Origin of the sequence: Marseilla massiliensis (assembly GCF_023336985.1) — a bacterium.
In the GTDB taxonomy this organism is placed as follows: Bacteria; Bacteroidota; Bacteroidia; order Bacteroidales; family Bacteroidaceae; genus Prevotella; species Prevotella intestinigallinarum.
Map to the genome: position 1 here is coordinate 126,541 of NZ_JAMBLP010000006.1, position 22,084 is coordinate 148,624.

The 22,084-nt window shown below is 53.2% G+C and carries 29 protein-coding genes; 19 read left to right on the forward strand and 10 right to left on the reverse strand.

What is annotated here, in order from left to right:
- Positions 1-505 precede the first annotated feature (505 nt).
- Positions 506-1,177, forward strand: a complete 672-nt coding sequence (locus M3089_RS06685; RefSeq protein ID WP_249082713.1) for a DUF3800 domain-containing protein — start codon at positions 506-508, stop codon at positions 1,175-1,177.
- A 17-nt stretch (positions 1,178-1,194) separates the two neighbouring features.
- Complete coding sequence (locus tag M3089_RS06690) at positions 1,195-1,692, forward strand: SAM domain-containing protein (RefSeq protein WP_249082717.1); 498 nt, start codon at positions 1,195-1,197, stop codon at positions 1,690-1,692.
- Positions 1,693-1,995: 303 nt separating this feature from the next.
- Here the strand turns inward: M3089_RS06690 and M3089_RS06695 are convergent, their stop codons facing one another.
- The 8 genes from M3089_RS06695 to mobA all read right to left on the reverse strand — a co-directional run bounded on the left by M3089_RS06695 (position 1,996) and on the right by mobA (position 7,678).
- Positions 1,996-2,286, reverse strand: a complete 291-nt coding sequence (locus M3089_RS06695) for a DUF4120 family protein (RefSeq protein ID WP_249082718.1) — start codon at positions 2,284-2,286, stop codon at positions 1,996-1,998.
- A complete protein-coding gene (locus M3089_RS06700) occupies positions 2,283-2,795 on the reverse strand; it encodes a hypothetical protein (RefSeq protein ID WP_249082720.1) in 513 nt (170 codons plus the stop codon). Before M3089_RS06700 ends, M3089_RS06695 begins: the two co-directional genes overlap by 4 nt.
- An 11-nt stretch (positions 2,796-2,806) precedes the next feature.
- Entirely contained in the window at positions 2,807-3,064 is a 258-nt protein-coding gene (locus M3089_RS06705; protein ID WP_249082722.1) for a DUF6926 domain-containing protein, read from the reverse strand.
- 12 nt (positions 3,065-3,076) lie between these two features.
- Positions 3,077-3,343: a hypothetical protein gene (locus tag M3089_RS06710; protein ID WP_071149234.1), complete on the reverse strand. Its 267-nt coding sequence runs from the start codon at positions 3,341-3,343 to the stop codon at positions 3,077-3,079.
- Positions 3,344-3,362: 19 nt separating this feature from the next.
- On the reverse strand, positions 3,363-3,683 hold the full coding sequence (locus M3089_RS06715; RefSeq protein ID WP_249082724.1) for a hypothetical protein: 321 nt from the start codon (positions 3,681-3,683) through the stop codon (positions 3,363-3,365).
- A 226-nt stretch (positions 3,684-3,909) separates the two neighbouring features.
- Entirely contained in the window at positions 3,910-5,931 is a 2,022-nt protein-coding gene (gene mobC / locus M3089_RS06720) for a conjugal transfer protein MobC (protein WP_249082726.1), read from the reverse strand.
- A 33-nt stretch (positions 5,932-5,964) separates the two neighbouring features.
- Positions 5,965-7,218, reverse strand: a complete 1,254-nt coding sequence (gene mobB / locus M3089_RS06725) for a conjugal transfer protein MobB (RefSeq protein WP_249082728.1) — start codon at positions 7,216-7,218, stop codon at positions 5,965-5,967.
- Positions 7,208-7,678 carry a conjugal transfer protein MobA gene (gene mobA / locus M3089_RS06730; protein WP_249082833.1) on the reverse strand — a complete coding sequence of 157 codons (471 nt, stop codon included), beginning with the start codon at positions 7,676-7,678 and terminating at the stop codon, positions 7,208-7,210. The genes mobB and mobA overlap by 11 nt, the downstream gene beginning before the upstream one ends.
- A 403-nt stretch (positions 7,679-8,081) precedes the next feature.
- Here mobA and M3089_RS06735 point away from each other — a divergent pair, with 403 nt between their 5' ends.
- From M3089_RS06735 to M3089_RS06760, 6 genes are all read left to right on the forward strand, one after another.
- Positions 8,082-8,300, forward strand: coding sequence for a hypothetical protein (locus M3089_RS06735; RefSeq protein WP_249082729.1), 219 nt, complete (start codon positions 8,082-8,084; stop codon positions 8,298-8,300).
- A gap of 40 nt (positions 8,301-8,340) precedes the next feature.
- On the forward strand, positions 8,341-9,105 hold the full coding sequence (locus M3089_RS06740) for a ParA family protein (RefSeq protein ID WP_249082731.1): 765 nt from the start codon (positions 8,341-8,343) through the stop codon (positions 9,103-9,105).
- Positions 9,102-9,533 carry a DUF3408 domain-containing protein gene (locus M3089_RS06745; RefSeq protein WP_249082734.1) on the forward strand — a complete coding sequence of 144 codons (432 nt, stop codon included), beginning with the start codon at positions 9,102-9,104 and terminating at the stop codon, positions 9,531-9,533. The genes M3089_RS06740 and M3089_RS06745 overlap by 4 nt, the downstream gene beginning before the upstream one ends.
- Before the next feature lie 2 nt (positions 9,534-9,535).
- Complete coding sequence (locus M3089_RS06750) at positions 9,536-9,991, forward strand: DUF3408 domain-containing protein (RefSeq protein WP_249082736.1); 456 nt, start codon at positions 9,536-9,538, stop codon at positions 9,989-9,991.
- Between the two features lie 2 nt (positions 9,992-9,993).
- Positions 9,994-10,761 (forward strand): DUF4122 family protein, encoded by a 768-nt coding sequence (locus M3089_RS06755; RefSeq protein ID WP_249082737.1) that lies wholly within the window; start codon positions 9,994-9,996, stop codon positions 10,759-10,761.
- An 80-nt stretch (positions 10,762-10,841) separates the two neighbouring features.
- A complete protein-coding gene (locus tag M3089_RS06760) occupies positions 10,842-11,174 on the forward strand; it encodes a hypothetical protein (protein ID WP_249082738.1) in 333 nt (110 codons plus the stop codon).
- Positions 11,175-11,235: 61 nt separating this feature from the next.
- Here the strand turns inward: M3089_RS06760 and M3089_RS06765 are convergent, their stop codons facing one another.
- On the reverse strand, positions 11,236-11,838 hold the full coding sequence (locus M3089_RS06765) for a hypothetical protein (protein ID WP_249082741.1): 603 nt from the start codon (positions 11,836-11,838) through the stop codon (positions 11,236-11,238).
- A 31-nt stretch (positions 11,839-11,869) separates the two neighbouring features.
- A complete protein-coding gene (locus M3089_RS06770; protein WP_249082743.1) occupies positions 11,870-12,406 on the reverse strand; it encodes an SLOG family protein in 537 nt (178 codons plus the stop codon).
- Positions 12,407-12,779: 373 nt separating this feature from the next.
- Here M3089_RS06770 and M3089_RS06775 point away from each other — a divergent pair, with 373 nt between their 5' ends.
- Genes M3089_RS06775 through M3089_RS06825 form a run of 11 tightly spaced genes read left to right on the forward strand, consistent with a single transcriptional unit; the run spans position 12,780 to position 22,083 of the window.
- Positions 12,780-13,076 carry a DUF4134 domain-containing protein gene (locus tag M3089_RS06775; RefSeq protein ID WP_087340119.1) on the forward strand — a complete coding sequence of 99 codons (297 nt, stop codon included), beginning with the start codon at positions 12,780-12,782 and terminating at the stop codon, positions 13,074-13,076.
- 2 nt (positions 13,077-13,078) lie between these two features.
- A complete protein-coding gene (locus tag M3089_RS06780) occupies positions 13,079-13,414 on the forward strand; it encodes a DUF4133 domain-containing protein (protein WP_249082745.1) in 336 nt (111 codons plus the stop codon).
- A complete protein-coding gene (locus tag M3089_RS06785; protein WP_249082747.1) occupies positions 13,411-15,915 on the forward strand; it encodes a TraG family conjugative transposon ATPase in 2,505 nt (834 codons plus the stop codon). The genes M3089_RS06780 and M3089_RS06785 overlap by 4 nt, the downstream gene beginning before the upstream one ends.
- 11 nt (positions 15,916-15,926) lie before the next feature.
- Entirely contained in the window at positions 15,927-16,562 is a 636-nt protein-coding gene (locus M3089_RS06790) for a hypothetical protein (protein WP_249082750.1), read from the forward strand.
- Positions 16,563-16,605: 43 nt separating this feature from the next.
- Complete coding sequence (locus M3089_RS06795) at positions 16,606-17,238, forward strand: DUF4141 domain-containing protein (RefSeq protein ID WP_249082754.1); 633 nt, start codon at positions 16,606-16,608, stop codon at positions 17,236-17,238.
- A gap of 18 nt (positions 17,239-17,256) precedes the next feature.
- The gene (gene traJ, locus M3089_RS06800) at positions 17,257-18,261 is read left to right on the forward strand and encodes a conjugative transposon protein TraJ (protein ID WP_249082757.1); all 1,005 of its coding nucleotides are present in this window, start codon (positions 17,257-17,259) and stop codon (positions 18,259-18,261) included.
- Between the two features lie 23 nt (positions 18,262-18,284).
- Entirely contained in the window at positions 18,285-18,908 is a 624-nt protein-coding gene (traK, locus tag M3089_RS06805) for a conjugative transposon protein TraK (RefSeq protein WP_249082759.1), read from the forward strand.
- A gap of 11 nt (positions 18,909-18,919) precedes the next feature.
- Entirely contained in the window at positions 18,920-19,213 is a 294-nt protein-coding gene (locus M3089_RS06810; protein ID WP_249082762.1) for a TraL conjugative transposon family protein, read from the forward strand.
- 4 nt (positions 19,214-19,217) lie between these two features.
- The gene (traM, locus tag M3089_RS06815) at positions 19,218-20,510 is read left to right on the forward strand and encodes a conjugative transposon protein TraM (protein ID WP_249082764.1); all 1,293 of its coding nucleotides are present in this window, start codon (positions 19,218-19,220) and stop codon (positions 20,508-20,510) included.
- Between the two features lie 26 nt (positions 20,511-20,536).
- Positions 20,537-21,508: a conjugative transposon protein TraN gene (gene traN / locus M3089_RS06820; protein WP_249082766.1), complete on the forward strand. Its 972-nt coding sequence runs from the start codon at positions 20,537-20,539 to the stop codon at positions 21,506-21,508.
- 2 nt (positions 21,509-21,510) lie between these two features.
- Positions 21,511-22,083 carry a conjugal transfer protein TraO gene (locus M3089_RS06825; protein ID WP_249082768.1) on the forward strand — a complete coding sequence of 191 codons (573 nt, stop codon included), beginning with the start codon at positions 21,511-21,513 and terminating at the stop codon, positions 22,081-22,083.
- Position 22,084 lies beyond the last annotated feature (1 nt).

Consider the following 22,084-nt stretch of genomic DNA (forward strand, 5'->3'; position numbering starts at 1 on the left):
CAGCGTCACCGCCGGACGGGACAACACCGGCAAAACGGAAACTGTAATATGCAGAGTTGGGAGCGAGCGAAGCCCTTGTCCCGTCCTGATGTGTTCCTGGAGACAGGAGGCGGATATTCGGTGGGAATGTGATGTGAAGGCGGCAACCCATTGGGATTTCCGATGTTGCAAAAAACAGCCCCGCCAGATTGCTTTTCTTTGACCCTGTACTTATGCGTCGTAGGTCGCTTCGCTTGCCAAGTCCCGCTCCTTTCCCCAACTCGGACGGCAATACCGGAGCGTTTTTTCGGGCTGAAAATTACCATCGGGAATTTTCTGTCCCGAAAACCGGAGGCCCGAACGTGGAGGTATTCGCCCTCCGAGTTATCTTCTCCGGGGGACTTGTCAAGTGAAGCGGGGCTTATGATGCCGTTTCATAGAAAAATATGGAAAAGGAACTGTATATTGAAAAGTTATGCAGACATAGGACAGCGAATTCAAATAAAAAGAGTACCTTTGTCCTGTTATGAACAAGACCTTCAATATTTATTGCGATGAGAGCTGCCATATTGAGCATGACCACAAGGACTATATGTTTTTGGGATCGGTAAGTTGTGCTTATCCGCAGATTCGAAGACATTGTAAAAGAATAGACGAACTTAAAAAGGAGCATAACTTTTATGCAGAGATAAAATGGAGCAAGGTTTCAATGTCAAAAGTGAGATTTTATCTGGCCTTGATTGATTATTTTTTCGACACTGATTTGAGATTCCGTGCAATAGGAATAAAAAAATCGCAAATCAAATGCGATGAGATGGGTTTCTCCTATGACGACTTCTTTTACAAGATGTATTATCTGCTGCTCAATTATAAAATTGACACCTTGGATTGTTATAATGTTTACCTTGATATCAAAGATGCATTCAGTGCCCGAAAAGTGCGTAAGCTGAAGGAGATTCTGAATACGAAATATGGAGTATTCCGTAATGTACAAAATATTTGTTCTCATGAGAGTCTGCTTATGCAGCTCACAGACCTTATCATGGGAGCCGTATCTTATAATGTGAATGACAAGGAACATAAGAATGCAGCCAAGATGATGATAATCGAGCGTATAAAGAAGCATCTGCATACCCAGAATCTGGATATGACAAACCATTCTGAAAAGTTGAACCTTTTCTTTATAAACCTGAAATAGCCATGCCGTTCAATTTAATGAAGAGATATAATGATTTGCTTGAGTTGCTCGGTATGTCAGAGTTTGAGAGGACGAAGTCATTGCGCGGGGTCTTCAACAGGGATATTCAGAACAATCCGAATTTCAGTTTCAATGGCAAGCCCATATATCCTACACCCAAAGAGGATGGCATAATTGCCATGGAAGTACTGTTCAATCATCTCACAAGGAAAGAGACCGACAAGGAGGAGCATCATCGGGAATTTGACATGTCCCGGTCACAGCGGCTGCATTGGATCAAGTATCATGTGGAACAGAACAAAGTGGACAGGATGTTGTATTTTTCCGTCAGTGAGCCAAGGGGCAAACGGACTTATATATATGACATTGACGAGCATTATGTCATTGTTCTTGAACCCAGAAGAGATCAGTCATCATATTATCTTCTGACGGCGTATCGTCTGGAAGGAAAGGATTACGCCCGTGATAAAATAATAAGGAAATATAACCGGCTCAGATTACCGGAACTGTTATAAAAGCAAAAAACGCAGAGCTTCTATGGCTTGCGTTTTTCGATTTCCTTCCCTCAAATGAGGGATGAACTCGTATGCAAAGGTACAGGTTATTTTCTTATCTACAAAAAAATCTTGGAAAAAATTATTGGAAAGAACCATATATTCACTATATTCACTATATTGGTTGGCGGAACAAAAGTTATACTTACATTTGCAATGTAAAAAGTGCCCGTACGAGCTTAGTCGTCGTATCTGCACTATAAAAAGGAAGTAGAGAAGTCCCGGTCATTACGGCCGGGACTTCTTGTTTTTTATGTCTTTCTCTTACGTGTGTATGCTCCAGCCGTGGAACGGCTCCAGGATTTTGGAAAGGGATTTGTCCGGCCTGCCGTGATAGAGCAGCCCTCCGACGACGCCTGTCCGTCCGTCGGGTGTCCTTTCGGCGAATCCGAAAGAATATGGCGCCATATCCCAATAGAGTTCGATTTCACTTTTCCCGTTCGAGTTCTTTTCCCACTGCTTCAAGTCTTCAATGCAGCGTTGCAAGGTCTTGTCTCCGATGCTTTTTGCGTATTCCACCACCTTGTCGTAGTGTTCCTGGCATTTGATTGTCATATCCGGTTGTCTTTAAGTTGTTGCAATAGTTCTTCATACTCACCGAAGCCGTAACATTCGGCCAAGACGAAATCTTCCCCGCCTTTGTCGGCCAGCGATTGCAGACCGTCAAGGGAATCACAGTAGAAGAAAATCTCATCATCCTTTTCCGTATCCGACTCCATGTCCAGGGCGATTCTTGCCTCTTGGGTTTCAAAGGTGTCATTCCATCGTATGACGCAATCCAGGAAATGCGGTTCATGCCCCTTTCCCGCGCGGTATTCCAGATATCTTTCGCGGATTTCCTTCTTGATTTCTTCCGGCTTTTTCCATGAACTGTCATCCACGATTTCAAAACCCGATCCTTCGACCAACAGGCAAGTCCCGTTGTCGTTCACCATCAGGGTACGTTTGCCCATATGCCTCTCACGCATCCCTGCCCAATCCGGCAAGTCCCAACGCTCTGTTGTCCAGATTCCGCGCCAGGTTTCCGGAATGGAGTTGTACTCACTTAATGTAATCTTTCTCATGACATTGCATTTTATTTGGATGTTACAAAACTGACCCTGTAGGTCTTGCACGGTTTCCCGAATGCGGGATGAGGGTCAAACTCCCGGAATGAATCCCAATCCACGCTCATCGTGTATCCGTTCGGAAAATTTTCGGCAATGAACCGGGTTATCATTCCCTTGTCCTCTTCGGAAAGGAAGAGTTCTTCCTCAATGCCGTATTCCAATGAAAAGACCGCCCATTCGGGTATGTTGTCCCAAACGGGCGGCATGTAATTGTTCTCCTTCATACATCGGGATGCTTATTGCGGTGATGCCGTCAGTTTCCGGATAATGTTCCCAAGTTCCGTCTCCCATGTCCTGTCACCGTTCCCGGCAAAGGGATAAGTCAGCTGGTGCCAGTCGTGGTAATCGAAAAGTTTCATCCGCAGCGGATAATAGTCAAAAAGTTTCCTGCCGTCCTTGAATATGCGGATATGGTTGGTCCCTACATTCATGGACTGTAATCCGTTCCCGTGAAGAATCTCCCGGAATCTTTCCATTGGTGTGAAGTTGCTTCTCTTTTTCATATTTCTTTCCATAACTCGTTCAACAATACATTCTATACAACTCGGCATCCGGCAGTGTGCGCAATTCCTCTCCGGTACAGAAACCGTCGATTTCTTCGCATACCTCCATCGCCTCGTAGATACCGCTGCGCATATCGGTTATCAGTTCATCCCGCAGGCTTTCTACCGACACCCTGAACGTGCTGCTGCCAGCATCAATTTCCCTGACGGGATAGGCGCGTCCTTTCCAATGGATTTGTCCAATGACTGTTCTGTCCCCGTTTTCAGCCGCCATGCGTTCCTTCCTGCACATCTCACCACAGGCTTCCTTGCGGATATCGGCCGTTCTTGTCTTGTCCATGACTTTCTGGTTTTATTCTGTTAAACATCCACCGGCTCGTGAGCCGATATTTTATTTCTTGCCTGCCATACCGTCCCGTGCCGGATTGTGCAAGGCTTTCCGGAAAAATACCGCAAGCGGAGCGCGGAAGATTTTTGCGGAAACCCGCGAGGACCCGGCCTTGCTCAATCCTGACAGGCACGGGACGACCTTTGCAGGCGGAAATAAAAAAGCGGCCTGTCGGATATTATTCCTTATTCCCTTCTTCCTTTGGAATCAGGTGCTTCAAGTCCGGATCGTTGGCTATGCGCTCCATCTCGTCCTCGATTATTTGCAGCACGTCGGCCTTTATCTGCGAATAGTTGCGGTCTATCTGCTGCTGCATGATGTCGTTTCCGTCCGCGTCCCTGAACTCGTTGATGACCGGTATTTTCTTATAGACTTTCATCTCCTCCGACACTTTCGCGCTGTCCACGATGATGCGGGCATGGAAAATCTTCTGTTCTATCTCTTCCCCGAAGTTGTCGGCCACGCTGCCCACGAAGGTACCCTGCGAGAGGTTGGCGATCTTGGAGGCGGGTATGAGGGAGTCCATCTGCGTGTTGATGGATGTGGAGGTGTCCTGCCGGTTGATGGAGAGGGACTGCCGCTGCTGGAGTATCTTGCCGAACCGCTCCGACAGGCTCTTTGCCGTCTCGCCGACCACCTGCCCGCTGAAGATGTTGCCCACCGTGTTCTGGATGACCTTCGCCTCCTTGTCCCCGTAATCCCTCGCCAACTGGCTGAAGTCCTGGAAGCCGAGACAGACGGCCACCTTGTTGCTCCGGGCGGTGGCGATCAGGTTGTCAATGCCACGGAAGTAGATGGTGGGCAGCTCGTCGATGATGATGGAGCTCTTGAGCTGACCTTTCTTGTTCACCAGTTTGACAATGCGCGAATTATACAGACCGAGAGCGGCCGAATAGATATTCTGCCTGTCCGGATTGTTGCCTACGCAGAGGAGCTTGGGGTGTTCGGGATTGTTCAAATCCAGCGTGAAATCATCACCCGTCATCACCCAGTACAGCTGTGGCGAAATCATGCGCGAAAGCGGGATTTTCGCGCTCGCTATCTGGCCCTGCAACTGGTCCTGTGCGCCTCCCTGCCAGGCGTCCATGAACGGGGAAAGGTAGTTTTCAAGGGACGGATATGAGGTCAGAATCGTGAAAATATCCGCATAGGGCTTGTTCAGAAATTCAATGGCATGAGGGAACGTGCAATACTTTCCGTCTTTGTAAATCCGCAAATACCAGATGATTGCGGCAAGCAGGATAATCGGTGACTCGACGAAGAAGTCACCCTGTTTCTGTATCCAGGTCTTGTTCAAGTTGAGCATTATCGTGTAGGCCGACTCATAGGCATCCGATATGTCTGCCATGAATCTCGGATTGATGGGATTGCACCGGTGGCTGCGTCTGGGATCGTCGAAATTGATGACGTAGAATTCCGGCTTGACCTTGTATTGCTGTCTGTGCTTGAGCAGATGGTTGTAGGCTATCTCCGAGAGATCCGGAAACTTGTAGTCATAGATATACATGGCAAAGGATTTCTCAATCTGCTGCTTGATGTAGTTGTTCACCACGGCATAGCTCTTTCCCGACCCCGGCGTTCCCAACACGATGGAGGCGCGGAAAGGATTGACGACGTTGATCCAGCCGTCCCATTCCCTGCCCTGATAGACAAACTTCGTGGGCAGGTTGACGGAATACTCGTTCTCCATGAACCTTGTCTCCTGCATGAAACTCTCGTTGGCGGTGTTGAACACGTCCTCCATGAGGTTGTGTTTCAGCATACGGCTAATCCATACTCCCGACATGAGCAGGAGAATATAGCCTGCGGTGAGCGTCAGCGTATATGCGGCCGCGTTCACCGTCGGACTGAACGGGAGGTCGAGCATCCACCAGTTCATGAAGAACAGCACCAGCCCCGAAAGGAAGGCGGCGTATATCTTCCGCCAGGTCATTTTCTGGTTCTTCACGCCCTTTGTGCCGAGGCATGACAGTCCCAGAAATATGAAGGCGAACACTTTCGTCACCAGCAGGTTGCTGAACAGCCCCGCCGTCCGCTGGAAATTAAGGAGTATCTTATCCAATACACCTATGTCTATACCCATATCCACGAATGAACGGTAACAGAACCAATAGACGTGGACGATAATGAACACGATGGAAATGGCCCGCATGAATTCCATGACCTTGGCCAATCCCCTTAAATCATCTTCTTGTTGCATAAATTAAAAATTTTGATGGTTGGTAATTGACAATCAGGATATGCCGCGTGAACGGCGTTTCTTTTTCTTTTTGCGTTGCAGCCTGCGGGCAAGCGCCTCCTCCTGCGGGTCGGGGCCGTTGATGTCGGGACTGAATATTCCGAAAGCCTGCTCGATGGCGCTCTCCATGCTGTCGGAAAGGTTCTCCCGTTCGCCGGCATATTGTCCGGGGAATTCCGGTTCGGGGAACTCCTGCGGCCTGTTGAAGAGCTGCTCGAAGGCATTGGCGGAGAACTCCTTGCCCAGACGGGAACCGTTATACACCTCCCGGTTCCTGTGATCGATGAAGGTCACGCCGTAGATACGCCCTTCCTCATTTTCCCGGAACACCACGTCAATGCCCTTTTCCCCGAGCAGCCGGACGAAGTCCTCCCGGTTTCCCCGGCATCCGTGCACGGCAAGCGCCACATCATCCCGTATCTTCGGCTGCCATTTCCGGTTCCTGAAGTCACGGACATTGGCGGCAATCCGTTTCTCTATGCCTTCATAGCCGAAGCGCTTGCCGATGAGGGACGACTTTATGGGCGTGCATACCGGCCTGCCGCTGTCGTCGGTCAGGGTATAGACTATGCCGTTATAAGGCGTGCCCTCAAAATCACCCCTGACCTGTTTCGCCTCGATGTTGAAGCAGGAAAGCAGGGCGCTGTACTCCCCGAATGTCTGGAAGCGGTAGGCGGTGAACACGCTTTTGAGGATATTGCCGACCTGCCGTTTCACGTCCCCGCCCCTGTAGTCCGCCTTTTTGAGATACGGCTCCAGCAGTTCGTTCCGCTTGTCCGCCACCGGCTTGAGCCCGAACCTGCTCTCCAGTTCCCGGCAGGCTTTCATCGAGCGGTTCCATTCATAGGTGTCGCTGATTTTCTCCCCGTTCTCCTTCACGCAGGTGGAGACGATATGGACGTGCCTGCGGCCGATGTCATCGTGCAGATACACGATATAGGGCTGGTCGCCGTAGCCCATCTTCCGCATGTATTCACGGGCCAGTTCCGCGAACTGCCCGTCCGTGAGGCGGTCGTCCGCCGATGGGTTCAGGGAGATGTGCAGCACCGGCTTCTCCGTGTTCCTGTTTGCGGCGAGGTAGCTCTCGAACGCCCACAGCGTCTGCTGCATGACATTGTGGGGATTTCCGGTGAGGTCGGTCATCATGCGGTTGCCCGCGATGATGCGGGCTGTGGATTCATCCACTTTCTGCTGGTTGTAGGCGACCGCCCCGTAGAGCGATGCGCCCCTGTTGATCTTAGCCACCATTCCGCTGTTCCTCCTTCTTCCTTTTTATAAGGTACTCCTCCTCGAACTCCCGGGTCAGCATGATGATCCGCTTGCCCAGCACCACCAGGTCGATGGTGGCCTTCTCCAGGTTGCGCAGCAGGGCGAACGCCCGTTTCTCCCCGAAGTTGGACTTGACGGCCTTCACCGTCTGGTTGTAGTTGTTGCCGATGGCCTGGAACTGGTGGTAGAAATTCGTCAGGCGGATGTAGTAGTCCATCGCCGCCTTGTCGATTCTGACGACCTTCATCTCGCGTCCGAAAATCATGGACTTGATGAACCTTGCCCGCTGTTTCATGCCCGATTTCTCAAACAGCAGCTCGAATTTTCCGTTCTCTTCCGAGGTCAGCTTGATGCCGTAACGGAATACAGCCGGGTCAGTTTTCGGCTTCCTGCCCGTGCTTCTCCTTGTCCTCCTTTTGTTGTTTTCTTCCATACGCATTGAGATTTTCTGTTCTGTATCTTCCGTCATGGATTTCCGACTTTGGAGGAAATCCCTCCCGAGCCGCCAGGCGAGCGGCAAGTTTGTTTCGGGATGCCCGAATCATTTCGGGCTGCCCGAAACACAACTTGCTATGTTCGCTTGAACATGAATTTGCCTTCGTCAAATTGAGTTTTGACCGTCGGCCTCATTCTTCGGCCCCGGGATTGCCCCACAGCGGTATCCATTTCCGTTTCCGGTGCAAAGTTATTGTTGTTTATCTTTCTGTAAAACAGTTCATTATATGTAACATGATGTCATATGGCGACAAGGGTCGTCACCGCCCCCGGATGATGGCGGTTATTCGGAAAAATCCCTTTTTATTTGCAGCGTGAACGGATGAAACCGGGTCTCCAATAGTGGAATGATGGTCATGTTGTCCGATGCTTCCGTTAGCGGTCGGGATAGTGGAAACAATGTCGGATATGACGGTTGTCGGAATGTCATGACCAACAGACCGGCCATTAACGGAAAGTCGGATACGGTAACGGATACGCTGTCGGTCGGAAGGATGGACACGATAACGGATGCGGCATCGGACGGACGGTCGGAAAGAGGCGTTCACGGATTGACGGACGGATGAAACAGACAATTATTCAATAACCATTTAAAAAAGAAAGATTATGAGCAAAGAACCTTTATTCGTTGCAATCAGCAACCAGAAAGGCGGGGTCGGGAAATCGGCCCTTACGGTAGTGCTTGCCAGCTACTTCCATTTCGAGAAAGACCTGAACGTGGCAATCATTGACTGCGATTCCCCCCAGCACAGCCTTGTGCGCATGAGGGAACGGGACAAGAAAACCGTCACAGGCAGCACCTATTACCAGCAATTGCTGCGGCAGCAGTGGGAACGTATACAGAAGAAGGCGTATCCCATTGTCGGTTCCACAGCGGAAAAGGCAAGGGAGGCGGCGGACGCGGTTGCCGCAAGCGGGGACTATGACCTTGTATTCGTGGACCTGCCGGGAACGGTGGAGTCTTCGGGGGTGTTCCGCACCATCGTCAATATGGATTATGTCCTGACTCCCACCATTCCCGACCTCATCATCATGCAGAGTACGCTCGCCTTCTCGACCACGGTGCTTGATTATGTCAGAAGCAGGAAAGATGTGCCGCTCAAGGACATTCTCTTCTTCTGGAACAGGATGAAGAAGCGTACCAACGTGGGAATCTACAAGTCCTATTCGGAAGTCATGAAGGAACTGCGCCTGACAGTCCTCGACAGCACGCTTCCCGACCTGTGCCGCTATGAGAAAGAAATCACCCATTCCCAACGCGCCTTTTTCCGCTGTACCCTGCTGCCTCCTCCTGCCAGGCAGCTTGAAGGAAGCGGTCTGGCGGAACTGGCGGAGGAACTTATTGTCAAACTTAAACTGAAACAGCCATGACAAAGAAAAAGGTGGAGGTGGATGAGGACATCCTCAAGGATATCATTGTCGGGGAGATTCCCGTCTTCGGCAGGGAGATGCCTGCGGAAGAAAGTACGGGACAGCCGGAACCGGAAGCCCCTCCCGCCACAGAACCTGCCGGCCACCCGCCGGGAAAGACCGTCTCTGTAAGGTCCAGGAAAAAGAAAGAGGAAACGGACGGTTACAGGGAAAGGTTCCTGGTCAATATTCCGGCATCCAACCGTTCCCATGTCTATATAAACCGCGAGGTGGCCGAATGCATCAAGCGTGTCCTTCCGGTCATCGCTCCGGACATGAGCATATCCGGATACATAAGCAATATCCTCGTGGAGCACATCCAACGGCATTGGGAGGAAATCAGCGAATTATACAACAAAGAATATTACAAACCATTAAAACCGTTTTAGACATGACACAGATTGTTTTTCAAGCCGCAGCCATCGCCTGCTGCATCTACACCGCTTACAGAATCGTACTTTTTATAGTCAGGAAATCACGTAAGACAGAAAAAGCTTCCCAAAGGGTTTCTGCCTCTCCTGACAGGATAATTGAGGGGATTGAACCGGATAATGGTGAGGAGTGTGTATCCGTGCCTCCCGTCATGGAATGTATCAAGGAAGTGGATATCCGACATTCGCTGATATCGCTATACACGGCCACCTATCTGGACTGCAAGCCTGTCGGCAGCCGTGCCCAGGTCTATATCAGCAAAGAGAACCATGCCCTTATCAGACGTTTCTTAGCCGTTGTCGCTCCTAATGTGCCTATCTCCGGTTATGTGAACAAGGTTGTGGAGGAACATCTGAGAAATTACCGTGACGAGATATCCCAATTACATTCGGACAGCATAAGCAAACCGCTATGATTATGGAAACGACACTTTATTTTACGGTAAAGACGGCATGTGCCGTTTATGTGCTGTGGCACTTGTGGGCATTCATCTTCGGCCGGCGGATGTACGGGATATGGGAGCGTCTTTTCAGATTGATGCGGATTGTCCGCATCCGTCTATGGAAACGCCGCAGGAAACGCATGGAGCAGGCGGGGCGCAATGCCTGCGGAAAAGCAAGACATAAAATACCGGAAGCAGGGACAGGCATCTCACGGGGAAAGCCGGAGCCGGACACGCCGTCTTCTTCTCCAGCAGACGACGATGTGATAGGCAAGACGAAGATTGTCTATCTGGAAGATCCGAATACCATGAAGGCTGTTCCGGTCCGTTCCGAGCCGATGGAGAAAGTTCCCATAGAGGAAGACGGGGATATCAGTTCCGATGATGTGGAGCAGGAGAACAAAGGACTTACAGCCGAGGACAAGGAGGAACTGATGGCTCCTGTGGACGCCGAACCTGACCCGGACTTTAGCACAGCCTTGACATTCGAGGAGATAAACAATGTTGCGGAGGTCCTTGTTTCCGACACCCCGGATGAACAGAAAGCTGTCCGTGCCGCCACAACCATACATCATAAGATGCAGGAGACGGTCATACTCTCTTTTCTTACTGACAAACTGTGCAATCAGGAAAAGGTATCCCGGTTGCTCAACGAATATTTGGACGAATCCGGCAGGCCGCTTGCAAAACGGAAGTCGGTATCCAAGGGAAAAGAGGCTTTTGATATCAACAAATATGCTTGAACTACCATTTTGAGATTTTTAAGAGAAAAACCGATATCTCTGCTTTTACAGCTCTTACTTTTGCAGTAAACGAATTGATTATGGCAGTAACGAAAGTAATATTGGAAAAATGGTTGGCGGCGCAAAAACGCCACCGCCTTTCAGACAAGCAGGTCCAGATGGCACGGGAACTGGGATTGAATCCCGACAAGCTCGGGAAAATCGACAACCACAGGCAGGAGCCGTGGAAAGCCCCTCTGCCGCAGTTTATCGAGGACATCTATTTCAAGTGCTTCAAGCGTGAAGAGCCGGAAACGGTCAGGCCGCTGAAGCAGATATTAAAGGATATGGAAATCAGGAAACAACAGCGGAAAAAGGAAAAGGACAGACGGCGCAAGGAACGGGATGCCGCTTCTTCCATGACAGCGGAATAAATGCCGGGCTTCATATCCCCCTGTATCTTCCTAACGCGGGAGATGCAGGGGGATTTTTATGTCATTCCATACCCGGTTGCAGGTGTCCCATATCGATGAAGCGGACATAATCCTCCGTATAGGCGAAACAGTCATCGTTGATGCGCTCCGCCAGTTCGTCCAGTGTCAGGCATTCCACCTCATAAAGCGTTTCATCCTCCGGATCCTCCGTACTTCGGAGCGGTGATTCCTTCCACATTCTGACCAGCCTGTCATCGGACACGTTTCGTCCCGTCAGACCGCAGTACCATACGAAGGCACGGATGTCCGTCCCTTTTCCCGGGCAAGTTTCCGGAACGGAAGCCGCACGCTTTTCCGGACACAGTTCAAGGTACCGTTCCCAGAGGGTGACGAGCCACTCGATGTTGATTTCACGCAGGTGCCTGGAAGTGAAGTGTTCTCCCGTCTGCGGATTGTACAATGTACAGCCTCCGTCCTTCCGGATGTCCAGCAGACGGTACATGGTATATACCGGGCAGTCGCCATCCTCCTCCACATATACGGTATGCGGCAGCCATCCGTCGGAATTTTCCCGGATGCCGCAGAGTGCGGACACCAGCTGATTTTCCGCCTGCCGGAGCAGTTCCCCCGGCGGCGTGGATTTCTCTTTTTCTGTTCTTCTCATCTTTGTTTTGTATTTATTGTTAATGGTTTTTTTACAAATCCGTCGCTCCTGTTATTTCCTCGCCCGTGTACAGATTGATGACCCTGCGTCCCCTTTCCACGGCCTTTCTGACTGTATAGTAAGTGCCGCCCTCACGGACATTGTCCCAATACGCCACCACGATGGAGGCCCTGCTGACCATGTATTCGTCCCGGCGCAGGTAGCATCCCCTGTAATACTTTTCAGAGAGCATGACCACCCTGTCCGCTTCTCCGAGCAGTTCACGGTAAAGCAGTTGGTCCTGCGGGTCAAACCATGCGGGCTGGCCCCTGAAAGGAATTGCCGCCACCAATGCCATGTCTTTATGGTGTTCCCTCAGTTGCAGAACCGCTTCCGCCGCTATCATGTCGAACCCCTCGGCCATGCCTGAATAGAACTCCCGGTATCCCTGCCCGTACAGGTACATGACCAGATCCGCGACTTCTTCCCTGATCCGGCTGACCGGAACCTGTCTGTCCGTGCCTTCACACAGCAGCCTTTTCTTCCTGTGGCCCGTGAACGCCGCCACTTTCCTTTCTTCCATATCCATTCTTTTCTGTTTTTTAGTGTTACCATCCCCGGCTTTTACCTCCGGAGTTTAATTCCTTACCGGCCTGACAGCCCCGTGTCCGGTATGCGGCAAGGCCCGGCGGGAGAAAATACCGCAAGCGCAGCGAGGATGATTTTCTCCCTGACGGCCGGGGGCGGTCCGCCTTGCCGCATCCGTCAGGACACGGGGATACCTTTGCGGTAAGGATTAAAGGACGCCTTCCATACGGTTTTCACCTGCCCGGGAACACCCTGCCGATGTAACGTGACGACACCCGGTGACACATATCGACAGACTTGTAAATCAATGAATTATATGCTATACATTCGCAGTCGAAATCATTTTTTGTCTCACCAATTAAAAGTTTCGACGCATGAAAAAAAGATTCATTTTCGCAGCCGCGCTGCTGCTTGCAACGACAGGGGCTTTCGCCCAAGGTAACGGTATCGGTGGCATCACGGAAGCCACCAACATGGTCACTTCCTATTTTGATCCGGGAACCAAGCTGATTTATGCGATAGGCGCCGTGGTCGGCCTTATCGGAGGCGTGAAGGTCTATTCCAAGTTCTCGTCCGGCGACCCGGACACTTCCAAGACGGCGGCCTCATGGTTCGGCGCCTGCATTTTCTTGATTGTCGCCGCCACCATCTTACGTTCATTCTTCCTCTGATTATGGCGGAGTACACGGTCAACAAGGGGATTGGCCGCAGCCCTGAGTTCAAGGGGCTGAAAAGCCAGTACCTGTTCATCTTTGCCGGCGGGCTGCTCGCCCTGTTCGTGATGTTCGTCGTCATGTACATGGCGGGCATCGACCAGTGGGTGTGCATCGGTTTCGGCGTCACCTGCGCCTCGGTGCTCGTGTGGGCGACTTTCCGTCTGAACGCGAAATACGGTGAATGGGGACTGATGAAGCTCCAGGCGCTGCGCCGCCATCCCCGCTACATCATCAACCGGAAAAGTTTTATCCGGCTGTTTTTTCCCAACCATTCAAAAAGAAGAAGCGTATGAGAAATGTAATGAAAGCCGCCACATTGGAAAGCCGCTTCCCGCTGATGGCCGTCGAGCACGGGTGCATCATCAGCAAGGACGCGGACATCACCGTGGCCTACCGGGTGGAGTTGCCCGAGGTGTTCACGCTGACCCGGGCTGAATACGAGGCCATGCACTCCACCTGGGTAAAGGCCGTCAAGGTCCTGCCGGAATACAGCATCGTGCACAAGCAGGACATCTTCATCGAGGAGAGCTACAGGCCGAAGGCCTGCGGGGAGGAGCGGAGTTTCCTCAGCCGCAGTTTCGAGCGGCACTTCAACGAGCGTCCGTACCTGAAGCATACCTGCTACCTGTTCCTGACCCGGACCACGAAAGAGCACAGCCGCACGACAAGCAGCTTCAACGCCCTCACGCGCGGGTTCATCATCCCCAAGGAGATGCGTGACAAGGAAGCCGTCGCGCAGTTCCTGGAATGCTGCGGGCAGTTCGAGCGCATCGTCAACGACAGCGGCCTGGTCCGCATGGAAAGGCTGTCCGACGGGGAAATCACCGGTACGGGAACCTCGGCGGGCATCATCGAGAAGTACCTCTCGCTCTCGCAGGAGGGCTGCACCTGCCTTCAGGACATCACCATCGGGGCCGGGGAGATGAAAATCGGGGACAGCCTGCTCTGCCTGCACACGCTGTCAGACCCGGAGGACCTGCCGTCAGCCGTCGGCACGGACAGCCGGTATGAACGGCTCTCCACCGACCGCAGCGACTGCCGCCTCTCCTTCGCCGCGCCGATAGGCATCCTGCTCACGTGCAACCATATCGTGAACCAGTATGTCTTCATCGACAGCCCTGCCGAAACGCTGCAGAAGTTCGAGCAGACCGCCCGGAACATGCACTCGCTGTCCCGTTACAGCCGTTCCAACCAGATCAACAAGGAATGGATAGACGGGTACCTGAACGAGGCGCACAGCAAGGGGCTCACTTCCGTCCGCGCTCACTGCAATGTCTTTGCATGGAGTGACGACCGCGAGAAGCTGAAACGTATCAAGAACGATGTGGGCAGCCAGATTGCCCTGATGGAGGCCAAGCCCCGTCATAACACGGTCGATGTGCCGACGCTCTTCTGGGCGGCCATTCCCGGCAATGCCGGCGATTTCCCGGCGGAGGAGAGTTTCCACACCTTCATCGAGCAGGCCCTGTGCCTGTTCATCGGGGAAACGTCCTACAAGGATTCACTCTCGCCATTCGGGATTCGCATGGTGGACCGTCTGACCGGAAAGCCCGTCCATCTGGACATTTCCGACCTGCCGATGAAGAACGGTACGATTACCAACCGCAACAAGTTCATCCTCGGACCATCGGGCAGCGGAAAGTCATTCTTCACCAACCACATGGTGCGCCAGTATTACGAACAGGGAGCCCATGTGCTGCTTGTAGATACGGGAAATTCTTATCAGGGGCTGTGTAATCTTATCCATGCCCGCACGCATGGCGAGGACGGCATCTATTTCACCTACGAGGAGAGTGACCCTATCGCCTTCAACCCTTTCTATGTGGAGGACGGCGTGTTTGACATCGAGAAGAAGGAGTCCGTCAAGACGCTTATCCTCACCCTGTGGAAACGGGACGACGAGCCGCCGACACGCGCCGAGGAGGTGGCGCTCTCCAACGCGGTCAACCTTTTCCTGGAGAAGATACGTACGGACAGTACGGTCGTTCCCTCTTTCAACACGTTCTATGAATTCATCCGGGACGAGTATCAGGAAATCCTGAAGACCAAGCGTACACGGGAAAAGGATTTTGACGTGTGGGGATTCCTGAACGTGCTGGAACCTTATTACAAGGGCGGCGAATATGACTACCTGCTGAACTCCGACAAACAGCTCGACCTGTTGAACAAGCGCTTCATTGTCTTCGAGTTGGACAATATCAAGGACAACAAGGTTTTGTTCCCGATTGTGACCATCATCATCATGGAAACCTTCATCAACAAGATGAGGAAGCTGAAGGGAGTCCGCAAGATGATACTGTTGGAGGAAGCGTGGAAAGCCATCAGCAAGGAGGGCATGGCCGAGTATCTGAAATACCTTTTCAAGACGGTCCGCAAGTTCTTCGGCGAGGCGGTGGTGGTCACGCAGGAGGTGGATGACATCATCTCGTCCCCCATCGTCAAGGGCACCATCATCAACAACAGCGACTGCAAAATTCTTCTCGACCAGCGGAAGTACATGAACAAGTTCGACGAGATCCAGTCCCTGCTCGGCCTGACCGACAAGGAACGGGCCCAGATTCTCTCCATCAACATGGCCAACAGCCCTTCCCGGAAGTACAAGGAAGTGTGGATCGGACTGGGCGGAACGCAGTCTGCGGTCTATGCCACGGAGGTTTCCCCCGAGGAATACTATTGCTACACCACCGAGGAGACAGAAAAGCTCGAACTGGCACGGCTCACCCGGAAACTGGGAGGCAATATCGAACTGGCCATCAAGCAACTGGCTGAAATGAAACGGAATGAAAGACATTAAACGGATTCATTATGAATGACAATTCAAGAAAAAGCGGCTGGGAATGGCTTGACAGGGACACATCGGCATTCCTTTATGAATACCTGACAATGGGGGCGGACATCCCAGAACCGGTCCGGAAACATTTCGGGTTCGACAGGGACTACCTGCTGTATGAGAAAATCAACGGGATGGATTATGACGAATACCTGAGGCAACGGGAGGAAGGCAGGTTTCCGGATGTGCTGGAGGTGGACGCGCGGCTGACCAACGCGGTGGAAAAAGCCTTCGAGAGTGTCTGCCGCCGTCCTCCCGACCCCTATCTTGACAGGCTGAACGGGGAGCTGGAGAGACTCGGACGGATTGCCGCCCGGCCGGATTCTGTCCATGACATCATCCATGTCACCCCGTCCTTCCTGGCCAAATACGGCATTGACAAGGACAGTCCGGCAGAGGTCATATGCAGACAAGCGGAAAAGGCGTACCGGGAGCTGGACGTCCGCTTTGTGAAAATGACCGGCCGGAGGCCGTATGCCGACGAGTTCTTTCGTTTCCTCAAAAATGAACGGGCAAAGAAGGAACAGGCCGCATTCCGTGAGGACACGCCGCGCAGGAAGCCCCGCATTTCCTTCAAGCCTAAGGCGAAAGGACGCGGAAGGGGAATTTGAAATTACAGACAACCGATTTACCAACAATTAAAATCAAACGACAATGAAAACAAGAATCATTACGGCATTATGCCTGTTCTGCCTGTTGTCTGCAGGCAGGGCACACGCGCAGTGGGTGGTGACTGACCCGACCAATCTGGCCCAGGGCATCATCAACGCCGCCAAGAACATCGTGCACACGTCCTCGACGGCCAGCAACATGCTCAACAATTTTCAGGAAACCGTGAAGATCTACCAGCAGGGAAAGGAGTTCTATGACGGTCTGAAGAAAGTGAAGGACCTGGTACGCGACGCTCGGAAAGTCCAGCAGACCATCCTGATGGTCGGCGACATCACGGAAATCTATGTGACCAGCTATGAGCGTATGCTCAGCGACCCTTATTTCACGCCGGAGGAACTGAGCGCCATCGCCTTGGGCTACACGAAACTGCTGGAGGAGAGTGCCAACCTGCTGACGGACCTGAAGACGGTGGTCAACGAGAACGGGCTTTCCATGAACGACAAGGAACGCATGGACATCATCGACCGCTGCTATACCGACATGCTGCAATACCGCAGCCTCGTTCAGTATTACACCAACAAGAACATCGGCGTGTCCTACTTGCGTGCCAAGAAGCAGAATGACCTGGACCGCGTGATGGCCCTTTACGGATCGCCCGGCGAACGCTACTGGTAATTTCAAGGAGGATTGCTTATGGTATTGTTGGCTGTGAGTTTTGACAATCTGCACCAGATCCTGCAAAGTCTGTACACGGACATGATGCCGCTCTGTTCGCAGATGACCGGCGTGGCCAAGGGCCTTGCCGGACTGGGAGCCCTCTTCTATGTGGCGTACCGCGTCTGGCAGTCGCTGGCGAGGGCCGAGCCGATAGACGTGTTCCCGCTTCTTCGCCCGTTCGCTTTGGGCATCTGTATCATGTTCTTCCCGACGGTCGTTCTGGGCACGCTCAACAGCATCCTTTCTCCCGTCGTGACCGGGACGCACAGGATTCTGGAAACGCAGACCTTCGACATGAACGAGTACAGGGAGCAGAAGGACAGGCTGGAGTTCGAAGCGATGAAGCGCAATCCCGAGACGGCCTACCTGGTGGACAAGGAGGCGTTCGACAACAAACTGGACGAACTGGGGGCGCTGGACGCGATAGAGGCCTGCGGGATGTATGTGGACCGCGCGATGTACAACATGAAGAAGTCGGTGCAGAATTTTTTCCGCGAGCTGCTGGAACTGATGTTCAACGCCGCCGCGCTGGTCATCGACACGCTCAGGACATTCTTCCTGATCGTGCTTTCCATTCTCGGACCGATTTCCTTTGCCATTTCGTGCTGGGACGGATTCCAGGCCTCGCTTTCCCAGTGGTTCGTGCGCTACATCAGCATCTACCTGTGGCTGCCGGTGAGCGACCTGTTCAGCAGCGTCTTGGCCCGCATACAGACTCTGATGCTTCAGAGGGACATCGAGCAGCTGTCCGACCCCAATTTCATTCCGGACAGTTCCAACGCCGTGTACATCACGTTCCTCATCATCGGCATCATCGGGTATTTCACGATTCCGACCGTGGCGAACTGGATCGTGCAGGCAGGCGGAGGGGCAGGCAACTACGGGAAGAATGTGAGCCAGACGGCGTCCAAGACAGGTTCCGTGGTGGCCGGTACCGCCGGTGCCGCCGCAGGTAATGTGGTCGGAAGGCTGTTCAAATGACAATCATCTAAAACTGAAAAAGAATGGAATTCAAATCATTGACAAACATCGAGACCGCTTTCAGGCACCTGCGCCTGTTCGGGGTTGTCTATCTGGGGGTATGCACCCTGCTCGTGGGCTTCTCCGTATGGAAGGCGTACAGCTTCGCCGAATCACAGCGGCAGAAAATCTATGTCCTGGACGCGGGCAAGTCGCTCATGCTCGCCCTCTCGCAAGACTTGGAACAGAACCGTCCCGTCGAGGCGAGGGAGCATGTCAGGCGCTTCCACGAACTGTTCTACACGCTGTCGCCCGACAAGGACGCCATCGAGGGCAACATCCAGCGGGCCATGTTCCTGAGCGACCGTTCCGCCTATACACACTATGTGGATCTGGCGGAACAGGGGTACTACAACCGTGTCATCTCGGGCAATGTGAACCAGCGCATCGAGGTGGACAGCGTCAGGTGCGACTTCAACGCCTACCCGTATGGTGTCACGACCTACGCCCGGCTTCTCATCATCAGGGAGAAGAGCGTCACGGAGCGAAGCCTCGTGACGCAGGGGCGGCTGCTCAACTCCACCCGAAGCGATAACAATCCCCACGGGTTCATCCTGGAGGCGTTCCGCGTGGTGGAAAACAGGGATATCAGAATGTATGACAGATAAAAAATGTATGTATGAGAAAGATGTATGTAAAGATCAAGGATTGTATCGGGGGCAGGCTGCGCGGCCTTTGTGACAGGCTCACACCCCGCCAGAGGGCAATCGCCGTCATAGTGACGGCCTCCCTTTTCGCGCTGGTCAATTTCTACATGATTTTCCGGGCGATTTATGACATCGGGCGTGAGGATACCCGAAGGGAGGTCATCAGGATAGAGCCTCTTGACATTCCAGAATTTGTTCCTTCCGATTCCCTCTCCGAGGGGAGGATACGGGAGATGGAAGAGTTTTTTAACCAGTTCAACAAGTAAGGTTATGAGTACGGACACTGATAAATTGAAACAGAAGCAGAAAGTCAGGAAATACCTGGTTTTCGCAGGCATGTTCCTGCTGTTCCTCGGATGCATGTGGCTGATTTTCGCCCCGTCGGAGAAGGACAGGCAGGAAGAGGAAAGGAAGGCCGGCTTCAATGCCGAACTGCCCGACCCGAGAGGCACCGGCATCGAGGCGGACAAGATGGCCGCCTACGAACAGGCGGACATGAGACGCAGGCAGGAGGAGAAGATGCGCACGTTGGCCGACTTCTCCGCCCTGGCTGATGAACGCAGGCAGGAGAATGTCCCGGAACCGGATATGACGGTGGATGTTGCCCGTGAAGGCGGCAGCCGGCAGCACCGGAGCGGCGGGAGCGGCAGGTCGGAAGCCTTCGCCTCTTCAGCCTCGGCCTACAACGATATCAACGCCACACTCGGCAGTTTCTATGAGACGCCGGAAGAAGATCCCGAAAAGGAGGCCCTGAAAGCAGAGGTGGAACAGCTCCGCCAGGCTGCCGCAGCACAGACCGCCGGACCGAGCTACGAGGAACAGGTGGCCCTGCTGGAAAAATCCTACGAGCTTGCCGCCAAGTATATGCCTTCGGGCGGTAATACGGGGACAGCGGACAGTCAGGAGGCGGAAAGTCCGTCAAGGGAAAGAAATGCGGAAGCCGTTCCCGTCGGGCTGGTGTCCTCTCCGGTCGTGTCGTCCCTTCCTCAGTCCCTCGCCGATTCGGTCCAGTCCGTGAGGCTGCTTTCCGGTACGGATGCCGGTTTCCATACGGCTGTGGGCAGTGCCGGGACACAGGTGGCAAGGAACACCATACGTGCCTGCGTACACGGCGACCAGACCGTCGTCAGCGGGCAGAACGTGCGGCTCCGGTTGCTGGAGGCCATGCGGGTGGGAAGACTCGTGCTGCCGCGCAATACCCTGCTGACCGGCGAGGGGCGTATCCAGGGCGAACGCCTTGCCGTTGACATCCTTCAGGTGGAATATGACGGCACCGTCATCCCCGTGGGACTGGCCGTGCTGGACAGTGACGGACAGGACGGGATATTCATTCCCGGCTCGACGGAGGCGAACGCGGTCAGGGAGGTGGCCGCCAACATGGGGCAGAACCTCGGCACGACCATCTCCATCACCAACCAGTCGGCGGGCGACCAGATTCTCTCCGAGCTTGGAAGGGGAGCCATACAGGGCCTGTCGCAGTACATTTCCAAGAAGATGCGCGAGGAGAAAGTGCATCTCAAATCGGGATATGAGCTGATGCTCTATCAGAAAGACAACCAATGACAACAACCCATTAAAATTCAAGAAGTATGAGAAAGATTCTTTTGATGCTTGCCCTCGTTACGGGCGTTGCAAGTGCCCATGCACAGTCGGCTGATACCACGGCCGTAAATGATTTGACCCTGAAAGCGGATATCTATCCCGGACAGGAGGACGGGGACATCTACCACGGGCTGTCCCGGAAACTCACCTTTGACCGGATGATTCCTCCCTATGGCCTGGAAGTGACATACGGGAAGACTACCCACATCATCTTCCCCTCGGCGGTGCGGTATGTGGACCTCGGTTCCCCGAACCTGATTGCGGGCAAGGCCGACGGCGCGGAGAATGTCATCCGTGTAAAGGCCACGGTGAGGAATTTCCGTGAGGAGACCAACATGTCGGTGATTACCGAAAGCGGAAGTTTCTACACCTTCAATGTGAAGTATGCCGACGAACCCCTGCTGCTCAACATCGAGATGAAGGACTTCATCCATGACGGCAGCGAGGTGAACCGCCCGAACAATGCCATGGACATCTACCTGAAGGAACTCGGCAGCGAGTCGCCGAAGTTGGTGCACCTTATCTCCAAGGCCATCCACAAGGACAACCGGCGCCATGTCAAGCATATCGGGAGCAAGGCGTTCGGCATCCAGTACCTGCTGCGCGGACTCTATACCCATAACGGGCTGCTTTATTTCCACACCCAGGTGAAGAATACATCGAACGTGCCTTATGAGGTGGATTTCGTGACATTCAAGATCGTGGACAAGAAAGTTCTCAAACGCACGGCCATCCAGGAGCAGGTGATATTTCCACTGCGTGCCTACAACTATGCCACGGCTGTTGCCGGAAAGAAGGATGAGCGTACCGTCTTCGTATTCGACAAGTTCACCATCCCCGCCGACAAGATGCTGGTGGTGGAGATGCACGAGAAGAGCGGAGGCCGTCACCAGACTTTCACCGTGGAAAGTGAGGACATCGTGAGAGCGAGGGTAATCAATGAACTTAAAGTGAAATGACCATGAAGAGGTGCCTGTTTTTACTTTCCGCCTGCGTATCGCTTGCCCTGTCGTCGGGGCAGGCATACGCCCAGCGGTACCTGCCCGGGATGAAGGGCGTGGAACTCAGGGGCGGCTTTGCCGGGGGCTCGGAAGCTCCGGTGAACTGGTACACGGGATTCGCCGTGTCGGGATATACGAAAAAGGCCAACCACTGGGTAGCCGGCGCCGAATACCTGCTGAGGAATTACGATTACCGTGAAAGCCCGGTTCCCCGTGCGCAGTTCACGGCGGAAGGCGGCTATTACCTGAAATTCCTCTCCGATCCGACCAAGACCCTATTCCTGTCCATCGGCGGTTCGGCGTTGGCCGGCTATGAGACGGTGAATTGGGGCGAAAGGATGATGCCCGACGGCTCCACGCTCCTTGACGGGGACGCCTTCATCTATGGCGGCGCCCTGACACTGGAGCTTGAGACTTACATCACGGACCGCATCGTACTGCTTGCCCATGTGCGGGAGCGTGCCCTCTGGGGAAGCTCGCTCGGTGTGTTCACGACACAGTTCGGGCTGGGACTGAAATTCATCATCAATTAGC